Raw genomic sequence first — 14,089 nt, 5'->3', positions numbered from 1 at the left:
TCAATACATCCATCTTAAAAATAAAATAATACCAACACTTGCTACTACTGCATGATTTAGCCCAATTCGTTGCGCTCTACCCAATGGCCAAAATGGTCTAATTCCGGCCGGAGTCACCGCGTCCCCAAGCAAATGACTTAAATAGCCAATGACTAGGGCTTGCGATGCGATAGAGTCAGCTTGATGGCTGGCTAAAAGCCAGACCATTAGCCCAACAGCCCACAATGAGTGAGTGATACCACGATGTGAGAAGAGCGAAAGAATCGTTGATATTGGTTTAATCCTTCTTCCCAATTTCGACTCAGGATGATCTATGTCAGGTAATAACGACGCTATCGCCACCACGGGTAACATCAAACACGCATCTACAACACCGATTACTGTCTCAGGGGCATAGGAGTTGACGATAGCAGCGTAAACGCCCCAACAACCCACTCCTAGGCCCACATGAGCAGCATATCTCATTGGGTCACAACTTCCGCAGCTGTCACATTTCCCACAGTCGGAGAAGGTTTCACTAACGCTTCAACTTCTGAATAGGCCTTTTGCGAGCGCTCGTCAAAGCTGCGCTCGTTTAGTTCAATCATACGCTCCAGCTTGTCGTAAGGCAGGTGTAACAGCATATACACTACGTACAGCCCGTTATCGACGCGAACTTGGGTGTTAACGTGGTTATAGCCAACGACTTTTGCACGATTTACTAGCTTAACAATTGTTTCATCATTCAACTGATTAGTGCGACCATTGCGCACTTCAGTGTTTTGACGCTCACGACCAGAAACTTCCTGCGATACTGTCTTAGCAATCGCGTATTCCGCATTTAAGTTCGCAATATTGCGAGCGGCCATCAAGTTATCAGCACGGCCCATTGCCGTCGCGTAAACGCCATCACCATACGAAGCAGGAGGGTTTAAGAACCACTCAGGCGCCTCTTCAATAGCGTCGTTCATTTGTTCATTTTTTTGTTCTACTAGCTCTTGTTGTGCTTCGACATAATCAGAAACAGGGTTTGAGCTGCAAGCAGACAGAGCTAAAACAGATAATGCTACGGTTGTTAATTTGTGTTGAGTTTTCATCTAGTAATTCCTTGTTTGTTAAAGTTTACGACCAGAATCATTTCATCACAGTTCTAAAACGTGGCAAATTTTGCTGTATTATCTTGTTAAATCAGTTGGTTATAATATTATTTTTACAAACTTAGTGACGTGCATCAAAAAAATATCTACCCAATAACGAGAATAATACAGGATAACAAAAAATTGGGTAGATATTTTTTGTTAAAACTTGGTCAGTGCTTCTAAATTTGCGAAAAAAATTTTCTGTGAGATAAAGTTCACATAACAAATTTACATCTTGAGGTATGCATGTCGCGCATTACGATTCACCCACTATTTTCCGAATTGGCAGTGGAGTTAGGCTGCAACAGTGCGCCGAGTCGTTTGGTGTTCTTGGAGGTTCATTTAAGATTGATTGGTCTCGCGCCAGAACAGGTCAACAAAGAGCATTTAAAGCAACTGATTAAGCTCCTATTTGACGAAGAGATTAACCTGCACCCTCACCATTCAGACTTGGCCTTAGTCTCAATACCAGGCATTGCAGAGCCTTACCCAATACTCACTGCTCGAGGCTACAACCGGTTGTATAAATCGGATAAAGCTGGGGAATTCCGCGTCAAAGCCATTTCCAAAGGGGAAGAGTTCACTACAGCTAACATTGATGCCATGAGCGAGCCTGAGCAATATAACGTTGCGCCCAATGCGGAACTGGAAGGGTTTGCCGCCGTGTACAGTGATAATAGCAATCTGCTGTTAACGGGGGTTATTTCAGTGGATGAAGTAGAAGATGTGCTCCACCGATTCCACCGCTGCAGTTTGTCGTTGGCAGAAGTCGGCGCAGGCCTCGCGTTTAATCGCTTATTCAAGGTCAATCGTGCATTTAAAATGTCACCCGCCACCAGCGCCTTTGCGGGTTGGTTTTCGATGGCAAGAGCCGCGTTAAAGACCGTTTAGTGAACTACTCGCATCTAAAGCAGCGAGCTTCCAAGAGCGCAACCAGCAGTCGCACCCTTTTCTTTTTTGACGCTTCGCTGGGAGCTGCTGACTGAGCTTTTGACCCTGCCAGCCTTACGTTTCCCTCCACGCCCAATATCGGCGGCGGCTGTTAACACATCCGCCGCTGATAACTCCGTTCCAGAGTCCAAAATTAACGTAATAGCCCGCTTTTTTATTACCAGAGATGCGTTGTGATCTGCATTGTCAGTATTGCCGCACTTGCCGCACACAAAAAGACTCTGTGATATGCGGTTAGCGGGGTGAATGTAGCCGCACACGGCACATTCCTGACTGGTGTAAGAAGCGGATATTTTAAAAAACGCCTTTCCTGCTTGGTAGGCTTTGTACTTGGTGAAACTTTCTAGCATGTGCCAACCGGAATGCAAAATGGCTTTATTTAGCCCTGCCTTTTGTTTGGCTTTATTCGGCAAGAAATGCCCTGCTTCATCTTGCTTGGCATTTGGCCGCCGCGTCATTTGCGCAGTGCGTAGTGCCTCAAACACGAAAACCTTGGCATGGCTATTAACCAACGCCCTGCTTGTTTGATGATTAAAATCGCGGCGGACATTGCCTTTTTTACCATGATAACCAGAGATCCGGCGCTTGGTTTTGGTGCGGCGGTTAGAACCCTTCTGCTGTCTTGCCAGCTTACGCTGGAGTCGCTGGAGGTAGCGGTCGGCCTTGCTCAGGTGGTGCTTCTGGTTGGCAGAAAAGTCGAAACTCTGCTCGCCTGCCTGTGCTGGAATGGCGACGCCACGGTCGATCCCGATGGTGTATTGTTCCAGAAACTCACGAGGAGCCCCCTGTAGAAAAGCCAAATGCTCGGCGTTACTGGACAACGATGTTTCGTTCACGCCTTTTTCATAGCAGAAAGACACATAATATTGGCCGCGCTCTTTTCTGACATAGAGCGAATTAGGTATCTCGAATTCACGGTGCGTCTTGAATGAAAGGTAGCCAATATTATTGGTCTTGGTGCCGATGAATAGCCTGATATTACCGTCATAGCAATGTTCGAAATTGAATAGTTCGCGAGTGAGATAAACCGAGCCTTTGTCAGTCTTGGCTTTGCGCCTGGGTCGCCCGCACAATCGTTTCATGAACTTCTGATAGGTCTGATACCAGTTAACCGCGCTATTACGCAGAATTTGACTGGGGCAGTCTGATAACCATGGCGTTAATTCTTGAGATTTAAATTGGGCGGCTTTTTGGTCAATCGGTGGATAAGTGCCAATGGCGCAATATTTACGGGCATAGGTGCGGTGGTATTTTTCCTCGTCCACCTTTCCATTCCAGATCACGCGAGCGCAGCCCATCCACTGACTCAGTGTTTGCTTTTGAGCTTCGTTCGGATTAGCGCGGAGCTTGATGCCAGTGAGCATTATCTGACCGCTTTCTTAATTGCCAACTGCGCGACACCAGCTGCGAGAATTTCACGCGCTCGGGTGATGGATGCCATATCCTCCGCGCTGGCTAACTCATCTGTGTACCCCCAAAAATGGGCAGCTGCATTCATCTCTACTCGGCGCACCTTCCCCGGCTGTAACTGGGGGAGTTTTTGTCTGCATAGGTGCCCTGATTCTCTTGACTCGCAGAGGTAATAATCGGCTTTTTGAACCTTGCTTCTGCGCAAGGTCACTGTGCATCCACATCCGCCGGAGCATGAGATGATTACTTTGTCCATATTGTGTCTCGCCAGTTGTCGTCATTGGTAAATGTTAGTACCATTCACGCACCATTGTCAATCTAGTATGAGGTTGTAATGTACGACTGGCGCACTGGCAGAAGCTGTGTTTTAAAAAATCATGCACACCTAGTCTTTGTCACGAAATATCGGCGAGAAGTATTTACGGCAGAGATGCTGGAGCGAACAAAATCCATCATAGCGGAGACGTGTGAACAAATGGATTGCGAGCTATTGGAGTTTGGCGGAGAGCATAACCATATCCATTTGATGGTGGCGATCCACCCCAAGGTTTCAGTCTCTAATCTGGTTGGCAAGCTAAAAGGAAAGTCCTCGTACATGCTGCGTCGAGAGTTCTGGGGCCAGATAAAGACGATGCTATGGGGCAACCATTTTTGGTCTCCCAGTTATTGCGTTGTGTCGTGCGGAGGCGCTACGTTGGAGGTGATAAAGCAGTACATCGAGGAGCAAAACGCCCCGCCGAGCGAACAGGCCGTGCAGCGGTCTAAGGCATTGACCAAAACCAATTTACCTCCCGCTTGACCCGCCCCTAAAGGAGTGGGATTGCGCGGGCGTTTCGTTCAAATTAACTAGCCAAAAAATCCAAAAAAAAACGACGAAGGGATGCCTTAGCATTCCAACGTCGTTTTACACTTTAGTGCAGATCTTGCTTGATTAAATCCACCATCAGTTTATTGCCTGCATACTGAAAATAATCGAGCCAACCTGCCACTGAAAACGATTCAAAACTGGGAGTGTTCCATAGTCCCCAGATATTTAAATCGCATCCACGCTTAATAATATCCTCCAACTGACCGTGCGGTTTCCGGTGAACAATATTAAGCATTTTTTCAATTGAGATCGGTTCTATCGATGATTTCCCGTCATCAATTGAGATTAAATAAGGGCTTGTGGGGTAACCTGCATTGTGCCAAAAGCTCACATATACAGGGTTTACGCCAAGTCCCACAGGGATTAACACCGAACCGCCTTCGCGCAGCTGCCACAAGAACTGCTTGATACCTTTGTCAGCAAACCTTGTAAGCGTTTCGAGATCGACCTTTAAATCATCTTTATAGACAATCGGCAGGTTTAATCGATTCGATTCAGATGTCATAGAAGCGAAAACAGTATTAATTTCTGATTCGTAATTCATGGTGCTCACTCCAAAATTTAAATGGGTGAACGCCCTAGGGTCGTTTCACCCTAGGGTCTTTGTAACGGCGTAACCGTTTTACATTGTTAAGTTAAAAAATCGAGATTATCGAGATTGCAAAACCTATGGTGCCAAGAACAAGACCTATTGCGCCCATTCGCATAGAAATACGAATGTTTAAGTCTTGATGATCCCAAAAATGTTTGAAAATCTCTAACTGCGTCGAATCAGTCACCTTTAAATTGACAGGATTAGTATGCAGCTTTAATCCCAACTGCTGAATCCCGTCGTAATCTATCGCTATCTGATTCTTCGTTAGTGAAAGATTTCCCGAATTACCCATTGCATAGCGCAGGATCCAGAACCCATTGTCGAGGTTTTGGATCGTAACTGGCTTTTTACGCATAAATCGCTTAGTAAGCACTTGACGGCGAGAAGGACTACTGACGATGTTATAATTGCACATTCGAACAATCCCCATACCACCTTCGTCTTCCTCTGTTAATCGAATAACTTTATCTACTTGCATAACTCACTCCGAATGGATTAAGAGTGAGCAACCCACAAGGGTGATTGCTCACCCAAGGGGTAATAGAAATTAAACTTCTAAGGTCACGTCAGTATGTGCTATTGCACAACACACAAGCACATGACCGGCTTTGACGCTAACTGGCTCTTCTTTATAGCTTACAACTCCATTAACTAATTTGGTGCTGCAAGCCCCGCAGTAACCGCTTCGGCATTCAGTAAAAACAGAAATACCTTTAACTTCAAGCTGCAAAAGAAGAGTGGAGTTATTATCTGACTCAATTGATATAAGCATGACTTGCTCCTTTTAAAGTAAGCCACACCCGTCGGGTAAGGTCTTACCCGATAGTTATTAATCGTGACTAAAGATCGTTGATGAAACAGATGTGCCGGTTGTATTCCGATTGGTACGTAAGCTCGTCAGGGGCGTTGACGTAAACCACGTCCCCTTCGGTGTAAGTGCATAACATGAGAGATTGAGGGTTAACCCATAATCCTTGGTACTCGTCGCAATACTTCCGCTCCCATCCACTCTTAAGTGAGGACTCAAAGTTTAATGAGCCGCCGAACGGCCAGAAATCTCTGACCATCGTAGACCCATACATACTTAACTCCGGTTTTGCTCTGCCCTTTTGGATACGCTTCTTAATGAGTCGGCGTAACCATCGTTTCTGAGCAATCTCCTTACTTGAGATATATTTCTGACCTGTTTTTCTGAACTAATACAGGTCGCCATCGATACTTTTTAACGACTCATTCAGTTCGTTAATGTTTAACAATGACGTTTTCTTGTTTGCATGAGAGTTATTAAACATGTGCTAATCTCCCTGCGTTTTGACCGAAGCTCACAATCCCGTTCCAGCTAACTTCTTCAGTGAGTGGCAATGGAATGGCTTGAGGTTTCGAAGACATTGCATAGCAGAACTCAATAAGCCCGATGTCATCACGGCTAATTGACTTCAATGACGTTGGTTTTGCTTTCGCAATACGGAAGCCCCAGAAGCACAAATTCATGAGTTCTAGTTCATCCTGAATCTCAAACGGAAGTAGGTTCCCTTCGAGTTTCACGGTCTCAACAGCTGCAAGTCTCACGTCGCCTGATTGTTTTATCACATATAAACCAATGTGATAAACATAGAGCTTAGGGCGACGGTCAATTTCAATCCCCTGTAAAGTGGCATAGGCCACGATTTTTTTAGTGCTTGTTTCCCAGGCACCTACTACTAAATTTTCCATATCTCACTCCAAATTTAAAAAATGCCCGTAAGGCATAAACAAAAAAAGGGGGAGTTATGGCCCGGAGGGGCAAACTCACCCCCAAGGGTTAAATTTTGATGTTAAGCTGCAACTGCAGTATTAACGGTATTGGTTAAAAGCGTTGTTCCTACTGATTGCATCAAGTCTTTAAAAGCAGGGAATATCACCGATTGCCCAAGGATTTGATGCGCCAGTGTGTCAGACAATCCCTGAATGACTTCAACGGGGATCCCCTTCACGCGGCAATGCTCAACCGGTGTGAACAATCTTGATAACGCGGAGTCAACTGGATTGATGATGAATGGCTCAGTGCTACGGCATTTCGCGTAGTCCTTGCCTATCACACCACAGCCATCGGAATCTGCTGTCAATAACTGACGAGAAAACCCCTTACCTGCCGCTTTATCGCGCTCTTCCTTCGCCGCCAGATAATCAAACGGCTTGTACCTGTCGCTATCGTCCGGCACCGCATCCAAAATATGCCCTAGACTGGGCTCTGGAAAGCGAGAAGGCATAAGTGAATAGATGTCAAACTCTGACATATCAATTCCCGACGACAGAGCGACAACGGCTAAGCGTTTACGACGTTCTAAAACCCAGCGGCCACCATCTAATGTGGTTTCGTGGAGGTTGTACCCCAACGAACCCAGCACAGACCTGATGACTGTCATTGATGAAGTGTTGGCGTATTCGACCACATTTTCTATCAAGATAATCGCCGGATTTAACACTTGCGCGAACTGAAGAAACGAGAAGAACAAAGCGCCTGCCGAATCGTGAGATTCTGCGAACTGGAGCTTCAGTTTACTTCGACCGCTTTTTGATGCGCCGACGCAAGGGATACCTCCTACTAGCACATCGACCTCCATATTGCATTGCTGCAAGTTCACATCTTGAACCGGAGACTCAATCACAATAGAACTGCTATCCCACAACTCTGGATTGTTGGTCAGGCTCGAATCGAGGTACTGGGACTCTAGCTCAACAGCGACAGCTATTTTGCTGGAGATCCCCGCCGACTCTAATCCATGATGGACAGCCTTATCTAACACGCCACCGCCATGGAATAACGAGGCCACTTTCAATGACTCACCATTTTGCAGGCGTGACATTAATCGTGATTCCCGACTCTTAACCCGCTCAGATTGATGATGCGCTGAGATAATGATTACCCCTGCTTTAATCAACACTCTGAGTTTGCTAATGCCTTCAAAAACCTCTGTAATCGCTTTACAGGTTAAATCGATAATGGGTGTGATATTACCGTTTTTACTGCGACGGCTTACGGTGTACTTACCCTGTTCATCTGCCGCTAAGCGGATTTCATTTCCGTTTGCGTGAATAGTGTAATTTCGACCTGCATCCCACCCTTCTCGTGATAGCTTGGAACCCTCGACCCACACGCGAGCGCGGCCTTTGGAATCTCCAATTTTAGTATTAATGATTGTTGCCATGTGACTCACTCCATAAATGCCCGTAAGGCATAAAACAAAAAAGGGTGAGCTATGGCCCTAGGGGACATTACTCACCCCAAGGGTTAAATTTTGATGTTAAGCTGCAATGGCAGCATTAACTGTCTAGGTTAAATTGCTAGTGAAGCTAAAAAGCGGTATATCGCGCTAAAGACGATAGATATAACTGCCACTTTGAGGATGTAATTGAAGTTGAAACTTGCCTTAACAAGCTGATTCAATAGCACATACGAATTAACGACCCCAATTAAAACGATTAAATCCTCTTTGGTCACATTAAAAAGCAGTACATATCCAAAAAGCCCAGTTATTAAAAAAGAAGCATCGAAAATCGCAAAAAAACGCTGCTCTCGACGATCCATAATCTCGCTTTTACTGCCACCTTCTAATTTACTCATAGCGTGTCCTCACTACTGATTAAAGGTACACGCAGCCCAAAGGCACTTGTGTACCCTTGGGGGTTAAATATCGACTACAAAGGCTCTTTCACTAAGCGGCGCTGGGCTCGCTTGAAAGGTGTCAAACCATTGTTGTTTCGAATTTACGCATTTCGGCTTGAATCAATTTAAGATTTTCATAAATCGAAGCGGCTAATAATGCAGTGCGGGAGGCATTCTGATGAAACTCCAATATCCTGTCTTGATTGACCACCTTCTCTGCATCTTGAAGATGCTCCGAAGATGCCCAATTCATAAGGGATATGTAATCATCAAAGTCTGCTCTCATTATGATGTTGTTCAGGTTCTGGATTGAATTAACTAATCCAAAACCTGTCAGGTTTTCTATATCATCTACAACGATGACTTGAGACCCTTTTACATAAAGGATGTCTTCCATCCCCTTGTAAAACAGCACGATTGTTTGACGCTTTTGGTTTATCAATACGTCCAAATGTGGTGCCGTCAAAGCCACAAGTTGTTTTGCTTCTTTGAAACTGATTTTCTGTAATTGCATGACTCACTCCAAAATTTTAGAAATGCCCGTAAGGCATTAAAATAAAAGGGTGAGTCTGCCCCATGGGGACAAAACTCACCCCCAAGGGTTTAAAAATCAAATTCGTTAAGGTTACAGCACTTCCTGTACTCGCAAATAGAGGTCTCTAACGCGATTTTTAGGTATGGTGCCGATGATCACTTGTTTGCCATCTTTGACAAAGTATTCCGGTGTCACAGGAACCCAGCGAGTTCTTCCGAGGCAAAATTTTGTATCTTTGTCTAATTTTTCCATCTCGTGACTTCTAAAAGTGAGCTCTCCCCGGTGGTTTTCGTCCACTCGTTGACTTGTGCCGTAAGCCAAGCGCAACTGTGTACCAGACGGGTCTGCATCAACAACTAAAACAGGACGGAATTTGGGGCCTGGCCGATTAGGATGTTCATCCGAAGGGAACCAGGCAAATAGAATGACCCCAACTAGGGCCGTAGGGTTACTCATAGGAACCTCGACCTAGTTGTAGGAAATAATTTGATTGAATTATGGTTTGCTGAATACCCCATTTCTCGCGAAGAAATCCTCAATGGACTCTCCTGCGATCGATGGCGAACAGTCACTCTGCATTCCTGCTGAAACGAAACGTAGAACCAATTGCTCAGTTGTAATACCGAGCTGAGAAGCTTTGGCCTCCAATTCTGCAAGAAGAGTGTCACGATCATCAAATCGAATTGTGATTGATGGCATGTTAGATACTCGTATAAAAAGTTTACTTGAGCATCGTAGCACGTTCTGTTGTAACATGAATATTCTCCTGTGGAACAACTAAACATAATTAGCTAACTCAAAAGATTCTTGAGCCATTTTCAGTGAAGTGGCATCAATCACCCTTGCTGAGTTCTCACCATCACAAATGAATTTTTTCATAGCGGATACCTATAAAGTTAATTAAAGGGAATCCGCCCTAGGGCAAAATTCCCTAGGGATGGTTAATCTATGTTGATTTATATTTATGCGGCTTCTCGAATGTAAGCACCAGAAGTCCAAGCGCTTGTCGCGATTCGGACTTCATATTGCTCACTTAACTCATCGAAAAGTTTTGTACTTGCAGAAGCATGATGGAAAAGAGCCAAAGGATTAAATTCCCAAGGTTCTGACCAATTCGCTTCTTTGATTTGTACGCTGATAGCGATGTAGCTACACCAGCTGGTTAACAGCACTTTATAAAAGCCGTTTTCAGCGATAATTTCTCCATCTCTAGTGCGAACATTAAATGTTGGCTCAGTGAATGATTTCGGTAAAAGAGACTGAACTGTCTTTTTTACGTTCTCAATAAACCACTGAGTCTCGTCGTGCAACTCCCAAGGTTCCCAAGCTTCATCAAATGGTAATTCGATATGTACGGTACTTGCGTTTGCTAGACAAAAATGACCTGCGCCCATAACTCACTCCTAAAAATTAATTAGTAAAAAAGTAAAATGGTGCGCAGGCCTTGAGGCTATGCACACCTCAAGGGTTTTGGCTTTAAGCGGTACTTAAAGCATTGTTAGACCTTAACGTAGGTTCGACGGGCTTTCGCCAATACATGACCGCAGTACAAGAATCATCAAGTACATTAGTCATGCAAAATCCAACTGTATTTAAAGTAGTCGATTTACGACGGTCTTAAACAAGGTTGGAAGGGTTGCTCGGTTAGCACTGAGGCCGTTACCGAGTAGTCATCAAAGTTGGCCACTCGGTAACGGCCCCGCGTTGGCAGGGCTTTGGAATTAACTATCAAAGGGAACCCTGATAGTGATACCTGCGGGGGGTGACTTCCGGCTAAGAACGTATCCAAGCACTTCACCGCAATCGGTGTGAGAGCTTGTGATCATTCGCTCACCGTCTGTCTCAATGAACCGCCATACGCTACAGGATTCCTCCTTTTTCACGCCGGGGTGCAGGTAGTTTTTTCCGTTGATGTGGATTTCTTCTCCTGTAGATTTCTGGCTCGGTATCGGCTGAAACTCAAGGAAAAAGCTCACTTCATCAACGTAGTTCGTTGGGCAGTTTGGAAAGCCGTTTTGACTCATATTCACTCCATTAGTTTATAGAGTGAGGGCTTCCCATTGAGGGCTTTCGCCCTCGCTGTGTGTGGTATTTAGGTGTTCATCTCAAAGTAGACTGTTATTAATCCACTTTAAAATGAACACCTTTTGTAAGGTATTCATTTACGACTCAAGCCGCTGTCGGTTTTGATAGTTGATTGTATTCATCAAGCCAATCAATGCCTTTCGAACCCGCTGGTATTGCTTGCTTGGGGAAAAATACCCGAGCCTCAACACCATGCGATTCTAACCGCTTCCTGAGATTTTCGGCTGCCGCCTGACCTGCGCCAGAAACGTCTTTATCAGCAAAAATGCTGACTCGTTTTACACTCGATGGAATGTGAACAGCTTCTAACAATCTATCGCTGTAACACGCCCACGTCGGTAAACCGGACATCTCTCGCACTGCCAGAGCAGTCTCAATGCCTTCAGCAACAGCCAAGTGTTCCCCAGGATGATAATCAAGGCGGATAGCTCCACCTCTTATATCACCTGGTGGCGACATAATTTTTTTTACGTCTTCCACATTGGCCTTATTACCTTCGGGTGTCAGGTAGATCCGGTGCAATGTCAGGGGCTTGCCTTCTTTATCGAAATAAACGCCTAACATCGCTGGAGTCCAGCTTTTCACCAATTTCCCATCGACATTGCTGACGTTCAGACACGATTTAATTCCGCGCAGTGTATTGGGTAAGTCAGATACATCTAAACCGCGTTTAGACAGATAAGCCTTCACATAATCAGCTTCCATTGCGAGAACGGATTTTGACCACACCTTGCGTAATGACTCGGTTCGTTTTACAACATCTTCAGGAGGTAATGTGTACTCGGCAGGTTTGCTAGAACCCGATGCCACGTACTCAGAATCTAATTTCAGATTAGCCAAACGACTGATTTCATCGCAGGCCTTCATCTTCGGTAGATCAAGTACGTATGCCACCGTATCAATCACATCCATGTAACCAACCCCGTTGAGGTAAGTTGAACCATTGGATGCAATTCGAAACACGGTTGTCCCACTCCCCGTCCGAGGATCAGGTACTTGAGATGGTTTCTTGCGTAGCGCTTCGCTGAGCGCCGGAATTTTGCCGTAAATGTCTAACGGATTAACGCTAGACCGAATAGCTTGGATTTTTTGTATTGCGTCCATAAATGCTCCTTTACTCAGGGGATCTTTGATACCCACTAACTAGAGAACGCATCAAAGATCCCCCGAGGGAAATCTAGGACGAACACACAGAGAGAGCGATTGCAGGGAAGCAATCAAACTGCGTATTCATGCGCTAAATGGCGCACTTCTCCCTAGAGGGGAAGTACGCCCCTCTAGGGATTTAAAGTGTTAAATGTGTTGCTTAAGCAACTGCATTAACTGTTTCGGTAACTCGTTGACGTGGTCGATACAGGCTACTTTAAGGTCTTTAAAACCAGTAAACCTTACGTCCACCTGACCAATGATGACAGGCAAAACCACAACGCTATGCTGAGCTAACCAATCGAGAGAACCAACCACTTCCTGCGGAACGTCCGGTTGACCATCGGTAATCACAAACATCACCTTTTTTTGCGATGACTGTAAAATGAGCTTGCTGCCCATTTCCATCATCGCACTTCCAGTACTTGTGCCGCCGAGCTCTACATATGGCAAAACCGAAGGTGTCTTCTTCAGAGCAAAACCTTTTAGCTCCAGATAAAAATCACCAAACAACGATAATGACGTCAAAACACCACTCTGTTTTTCAAGAGCCTGTGTCATTGCCATTGCCGCCTTTGTTGCTACATAAGAGCGGTGTGTGTCGTCCCACGGATACCCCATAGAACCTGAAGCATCAAGCAACACACCAACTGAAAGGTTTGCCGCAATATCACGACGGATATTTTTAGCGCCAGGATTCCCCAGAAAAGCATCGACCAACCGATCCTCGTCTAACTCCCCAAACTGCGTCACGCCGGATAATTTCATGTTTCGTTGTCGGAACATGACCTTAACAGCATTGGCGACAGCGCCATTCACCTGCAGATTTGCCGCAGGGAAAACATTGCTTGGATTACCACGCAGCAACTCCTGCACTGTGTAAGGAACGACTTTGATTGGTTCAGGAACACGAGAATAGTTACTCATATCTTGCTGATATCGGTGAGCCTCTAACAGTTTGCCAATGTCCAAGTCCTCGAAGGATTGCTCCAAATCGATTTCATTGAACCCTTTGCTATTGCTAAGAGCCTTCCCGCTAGTATTGCCGTTGCTTTTACCTTCAGCGTCACCTTCAGCTTCAGCTTCAGCTTCACCTTCAGCTTCTTGCTGATTAGCCAGTTGCATTGCCGCAAGCTCTAACAGAAGGTTTTCTGCCAACTCACGCACTTCTAAGGTGTCTTTCGCCGTTTGTGCAAGCTGTGCGTATTTCAAACACAACTTATCAAGCTCCAGTGTTACCCAATCAAATCCAGCTAATGCTGGTTTGATCGCAGTAATCCCGTTTTCAAGGTTTCCGACTAGAAGTACGTAATACAAAATGTCGTCGAGACAGTTTGTAAACTCACGCTTGGTAATGATGTCTACCAATATTCTTCGGCTTGATTGATAAGACTGTATTGCGCCAGGAAATTCCCTGATATTGCGCAAGTCGATTCTTATGTCCTCAAGCACGTTGATTGCGTTTTTCAACGCTGTACTGGTCTGCTGCATGACGTTTCCGATTGCACTGAAGTTGGTGTGATTGAGATGGGCCGACTCGTGAAGTAACGAGCAAACCATCTGATCCCACGGGCCAACCCCAATGACAATTCTTTTACCGTTGGTGTAAGAACTGCCACCAGCAATCGTGACGTTAACGCCTTTGCGAGTTAACGCATTCGACAGCATCGAGAATGACGCTTGTTCAGTATTTCTTTTCATTTCTCACTCCAATTGCACCCGTAAGGTAAAAAAA

At 45.3% G+C, this 14,089-nt stretch carries 18 protein-coding genes; 2 read left to right on the top strand and 16 right to left on the bottom strand.

The annotated features are described in order from the left end of the window. Together B5P39_RS21935 and B5P39_RS21930 are read right to left on the bottom strand one after the other, a co-directional pair. On the bottom strand, nucleotides 1–465 hold the full coding sequence (locus B5P39_RS21935) for a metal-dependent hydrolase (RefSeq protein ID WP_037429945.1): 465 nt from the start codon (nucleotides 463–465) through the stop codon (nucleotides 1–3). Further along, nucleotides 462–1,076: an LPP20 family lipoprotein gene (locus B5P39_RS21930; RefSeq protein ID WP_088212904.1), complete on the bottom strand. Its 615-nt coding sequence runs from the start codon at nucleotides 1,074–1,076 to the stop codon at nucleotides 462–464. The genes B5P39_RS21935 and B5P39_RS21930 overlap by 4 nt, the downstream gene beginning before the upstream one ends. A 288-nt stretch (nucleotides 1,077–1,364) precedes the next feature. On the opposite strand from B5P39_RS21930, the gene B5P39_RS21925 reads away from it, so the two are divergent. After that, nucleotides 1,365–2,009 (top strand): hypothetical protein, encoded by a 645-nt coding sequence (locus B5P39_RS21925; RefSeq protein WP_088212903.1) that lies wholly within the window; start codon nucleotides 1,365–1,367, stop codon nucleotides 2,007–2,009. Between the two features lie 14 nt (nucleotides 2,010–2,023). On the opposite strand, the gene B5P39_RS21920 is transcribed toward B5P39_RS21925, so the two are convergent. Continuing rightward, nucleotides 2,024–3,433, bottom strand: coding sequence for an RNA-guided endonuclease InsQ/TnpB family protein (locus B5P39_RS21920; RefSeq protein ID WP_088212902.1), 1,410 nt, complete (start codon nucleotides 3,431–3,433; stop codon nucleotides 2,024–2,026). Further along, the gene (locus B5P39_RS21915; protein ID WP_209000262.1) at nucleotides 3,433–3,690 is read right to left on the bottom strand and encodes a hypothetical protein; all 258 of its coding nucleotides are present in this window, start codon (nucleotides 3,688–3,690) and stop codon (nucleotides 3,433–3,435) included. The genes B5P39_RS21920 and B5P39_RS21915 overlap by 1 nt, the downstream gene beginning before the upstream one ends. A 123-nt stretch (nucleotides 3,691–3,813) precedes the next feature. Here B5P39_RS21915 and tnpA point away from each other — a divergent pair, with 123 nt between their 5' ends. Next, on the top strand, nucleotides 3,814–4,278 hold the full coding sequence (gene tnpA, locus B5P39_RS21910) for an IS200/IS605 family transposase (RefSeq protein ID WP_088212900.1): 465 nt from the start codon (nucleotides 3,814–3,816) through the stop codon (nucleotides 4,276–4,278). A gap of 112 nt (nucleotides 4,279–4,390) precedes the next feature. Here tnpA and B5P39_RS21905 read toward each other — a convergent pair whose 3' ends face one another. The 12 genes from B5P39_RS21905 to B5P39_RS21840 all read right to left on the bottom strand — a co-directional run bounded on the left by B5P39_RS21905 (nucleotide 4,391) and on the right by B5P39_RS21840 (nucleotide 14,055). Continuing rightward, complete coding sequence (locus B5P39_RS21905; protein WP_226060185.1) at nucleotides 4,391–4,891, bottom strand: hypothetical protein; 501 nt, start codon at nucleotides 4,889–4,891, stop codon at nucleotides 4,391–4,393. A 91-nt stretch (nucleotides 4,892–4,982) separates the two neighbouring features. Further along, nucleotides 4,983–5,420, bottom strand: coding sequence for a hypothetical protein (locus B5P39_RS21900; protein ID WP_037429953.1), 438 nt, complete (start codon nucleotides 5,418–5,420; stop codon nucleotides 4,983–4,985). A gap of 69 nt (nucleotides 5,421–5,489) precedes the next feature. Beyond that, nucleotides 5,490–5,714, bottom strand: a complete 225-nt coding sequence (locus tag B5P39_RS21895; protein ID WP_037429954.1) for a 2Fe-2S iron-sulfur cluster-binding protein — start codon at nucleotides 5,712–5,714, stop codon at nucleotides 5,490–5,492. Nucleotides 5,715–6,226: 512 nt separating this feature from the next. Next, nucleotides 6,227–6,655, bottom strand: coding sequence for a hypothetical protein (locus B5P39_RS21885; RefSeq protein ID WP_088212897.1), 429 nt, complete (start codon nucleotides 6,653–6,655; stop codon nucleotides 6,227–6,229). Nucleotides 6,656–6,756: 101 nt separating this feature from the next. After that, nucleotides 6,757–8,130, bottom strand: a complete 1,374-nt coding sequence (locus tag B5P39_RS21880; protein WP_088212896.1) for a DNA cytosine methyltransferase — start codon at nucleotides 8,128–8,130, stop codon at nucleotides 6,757–6,759. Between the two features lie 128 nt (nucleotides 8,131–8,258). After that, complete coding sequence (locus B5P39_RS21875) at nucleotides 8,259–8,546, bottom strand: hypothetical protein (RefSeq protein WP_088212895.1); 288 nt, start codon at nucleotides 8,544–8,546, stop codon at nucleotides 8,259–8,261. A gap of 121 nt (nucleotides 8,547–8,667) precedes the next feature. Continuing rightward, nucleotides 8,668–9,102, bottom strand: coding sequence for a hypothetical protein (locus tag B5P39_RS21870; protein ID WP_011711533.1), 435 nt, complete (start codon nucleotides 9,100–9,102; stop codon nucleotides 8,668–8,670). 111 nt (nucleotides 9,103–9,213) lie between these two features. Beyond that, entirely contained in the window at nucleotides 9,214–9,579 is a 366-nt protein-coding gene (locus B5P39_RS21865; RefSeq protein ID WP_011711534.1) for a hypothetical protein, read from the bottom strand. Between the two features lie 506 nt (nucleotides 9,580–10,085). Continuing rightward, the gene (locus B5P39_RS21855; protein ID WP_088212894.1) at nucleotides 10,086–10,517 is read right to left on the bottom strand and encodes a hypothetical protein; all 432 of its coding nucleotides are present in this window, start codon (nucleotides 10,515–10,517) and stop codon (nucleotides 10,086–10,088) included. A gap of 327 nt (nucleotides 10,518–10,844) precedes the next feature. Next, nucleotides 10,845–11,147, bottom strand: a complete 303-nt coding sequence (locus tag B5P39_RS21850; protein WP_088212893.1) for a hypothetical protein — start codon at nucleotides 11,145–11,147, stop codon at nucleotides 10,845–10,847. 145 nt (nucleotides 11,148–11,292) lie between these two features. After that, nucleotides 11,293–12,312, bottom strand: a complete 1,020-nt coding sequence (locus B5P39_RS21845) for a toprim domain-containing protein (RefSeq protein ID WP_088212892.1) — start codon at nucleotides 12,310–12,312, stop codon at nucleotides 11,293–11,295. A gap of 189 nt (nucleotides 12,313–12,501) precedes the next feature. Continuing rightward, nucleotides 12,502–14,055, bottom strand: a complete 1,554-nt coding sequence (locus B5P39_RS21840) for a hypothetical protein (protein ID WP_254915837.1) — start codon at nucleotides 14,053–14,055, stop codon at nucleotides 12,502–12,504. Nucleotides 14,056–14,089: the final 34 nt, after the last annotated feature.

Origin of the sequence: Shewanella sp. Shew256, assembly GCF_002196695.1 — a bacterium.
Classification (GTDB): domain Bacteria; phylum Pseudomonadota; class Gammaproteobacteria; order Enterobacterales; family Shewanellaceae; genus Shewanella; species Shewanella mangrovisoli.
The sequence above is the reverse complement of the archived record's forward strand: the minus strand, read 5'-3'. Positions and strand labels throughout refer to the sequence as shown.

Coding starts and splice junctions, on each gene's coding strand:
- B5P39_RS21935 (WP_037429945.1), bottom strand. CDS start 465: ATGAGATATGCTGCTCATGTGGGCCTAGGAGTGGGTTGTTGGGGCGTT.
- B5P39_RS21930 (WP_088212904.1), bottom strand. CDS start 1,076: ATGAAAACTCAACACAAATTAACAACCGTAGCATTATCTGTTTTAGCT.
- B5P39_RS21925 (WP_088212903.1), top strand. CDS start 1,365: ATGTCGCGCATTACGATTCACCCACTATTTTCCGAATTGGCAGTGGAG.
- B5P39_RS21920 (WP_088212902.1), bottom strand. CDS start 3,433: ATGCTCACTGGCATCAAGCTCCGCGCTAATCCGAACGAAGCTCAAAAG.
- tnpA (WP_088212900.1), top strand. CDS start 3,814: ATGTACGACTGGCGCACTGGCAGAAGCTGTGTTTTAAAAAATCATGCA.
- B5P39_RS21905 (WP_226060185.1), bottom strand. CDS start 4,891: ATGAATTACGAATCAGAAATTAATACTGTTTTCGCTTCTATGACATCT.
- B5P39_RS21900 (WP_037429953.1), bottom strand. CDS start 5,420: ATGCAAGTAGATAAAGTTATTCGATTAACAGAGGAAGACGAAGGTGGT.
- B5P39_RS21895 (WP_037429954.1), bottom strand. CDS start 5,714: ATGCTTATATCAATTGAGTCAGATAATAACTCCACTCTTCTTTTGCAG.
- B5P39_RS21885 (WP_088212897.1), bottom strand. CDS start 6,655: ATGGAAAATTTAGTAGTAGGTGCCTGGGAAACAAGCACTAAAAAAATC.
- B5P39_RS21880 (WP_088212896.1), bottom strand. CDS start 8,130: ATGGCAACAATCATTAATACTAAAATTGGAGATTCCAAAGGCCGCGCT.
- B5P39_RS21875 (WP_088212895.1), bottom strand. CDS start 8,546: ATGAGTAAATTAGAAGGTGGCAGTAAAAGCGAGATTATGGATCGTCGA.
- B5P39_RS21870 (WP_011711533.1), bottom strand. CDS start 9,102: ATGCAATTACAGAAAATCAGTTTCAAAGAAGCAAAACAACTTGTGGCT.
- B5P39_RS21865 (WP_011711534.1), bottom strand. CDS start 9,579: ATGAGTAACCCTACGGCCCTAGTTGGGGTCATTCTATTTGCCTGGTTC.
- B5P39_RS21855 (WP_088212894.1), bottom strand. CDS start 10,517: ATGGGCGCAGGTCATTTTTGTCTAGCAAACGCAAGTACCGTACATATC.
- B5P39_RS21850 (WP_088212893.1), bottom strand. CDS start 11,147: ATGAGTCAAAACGGCTTTCCAAACTGCCCAACGAACTACGTTGATGAA.
- B5P39_RS21845 (WP_088212892.1), bottom strand. CDS start 12,312: ATGGACGCAATACAAAAAATCCAAGCTATTCGGTCTAGCGTTAATCCG.
- B5P39_RS21840 (WP_254915837.1), bottom strand. CDS start 14,055: ATGAAAAGAAATACTGAACAAGCGTCATTCTCGATGCTGTCGAATGCG.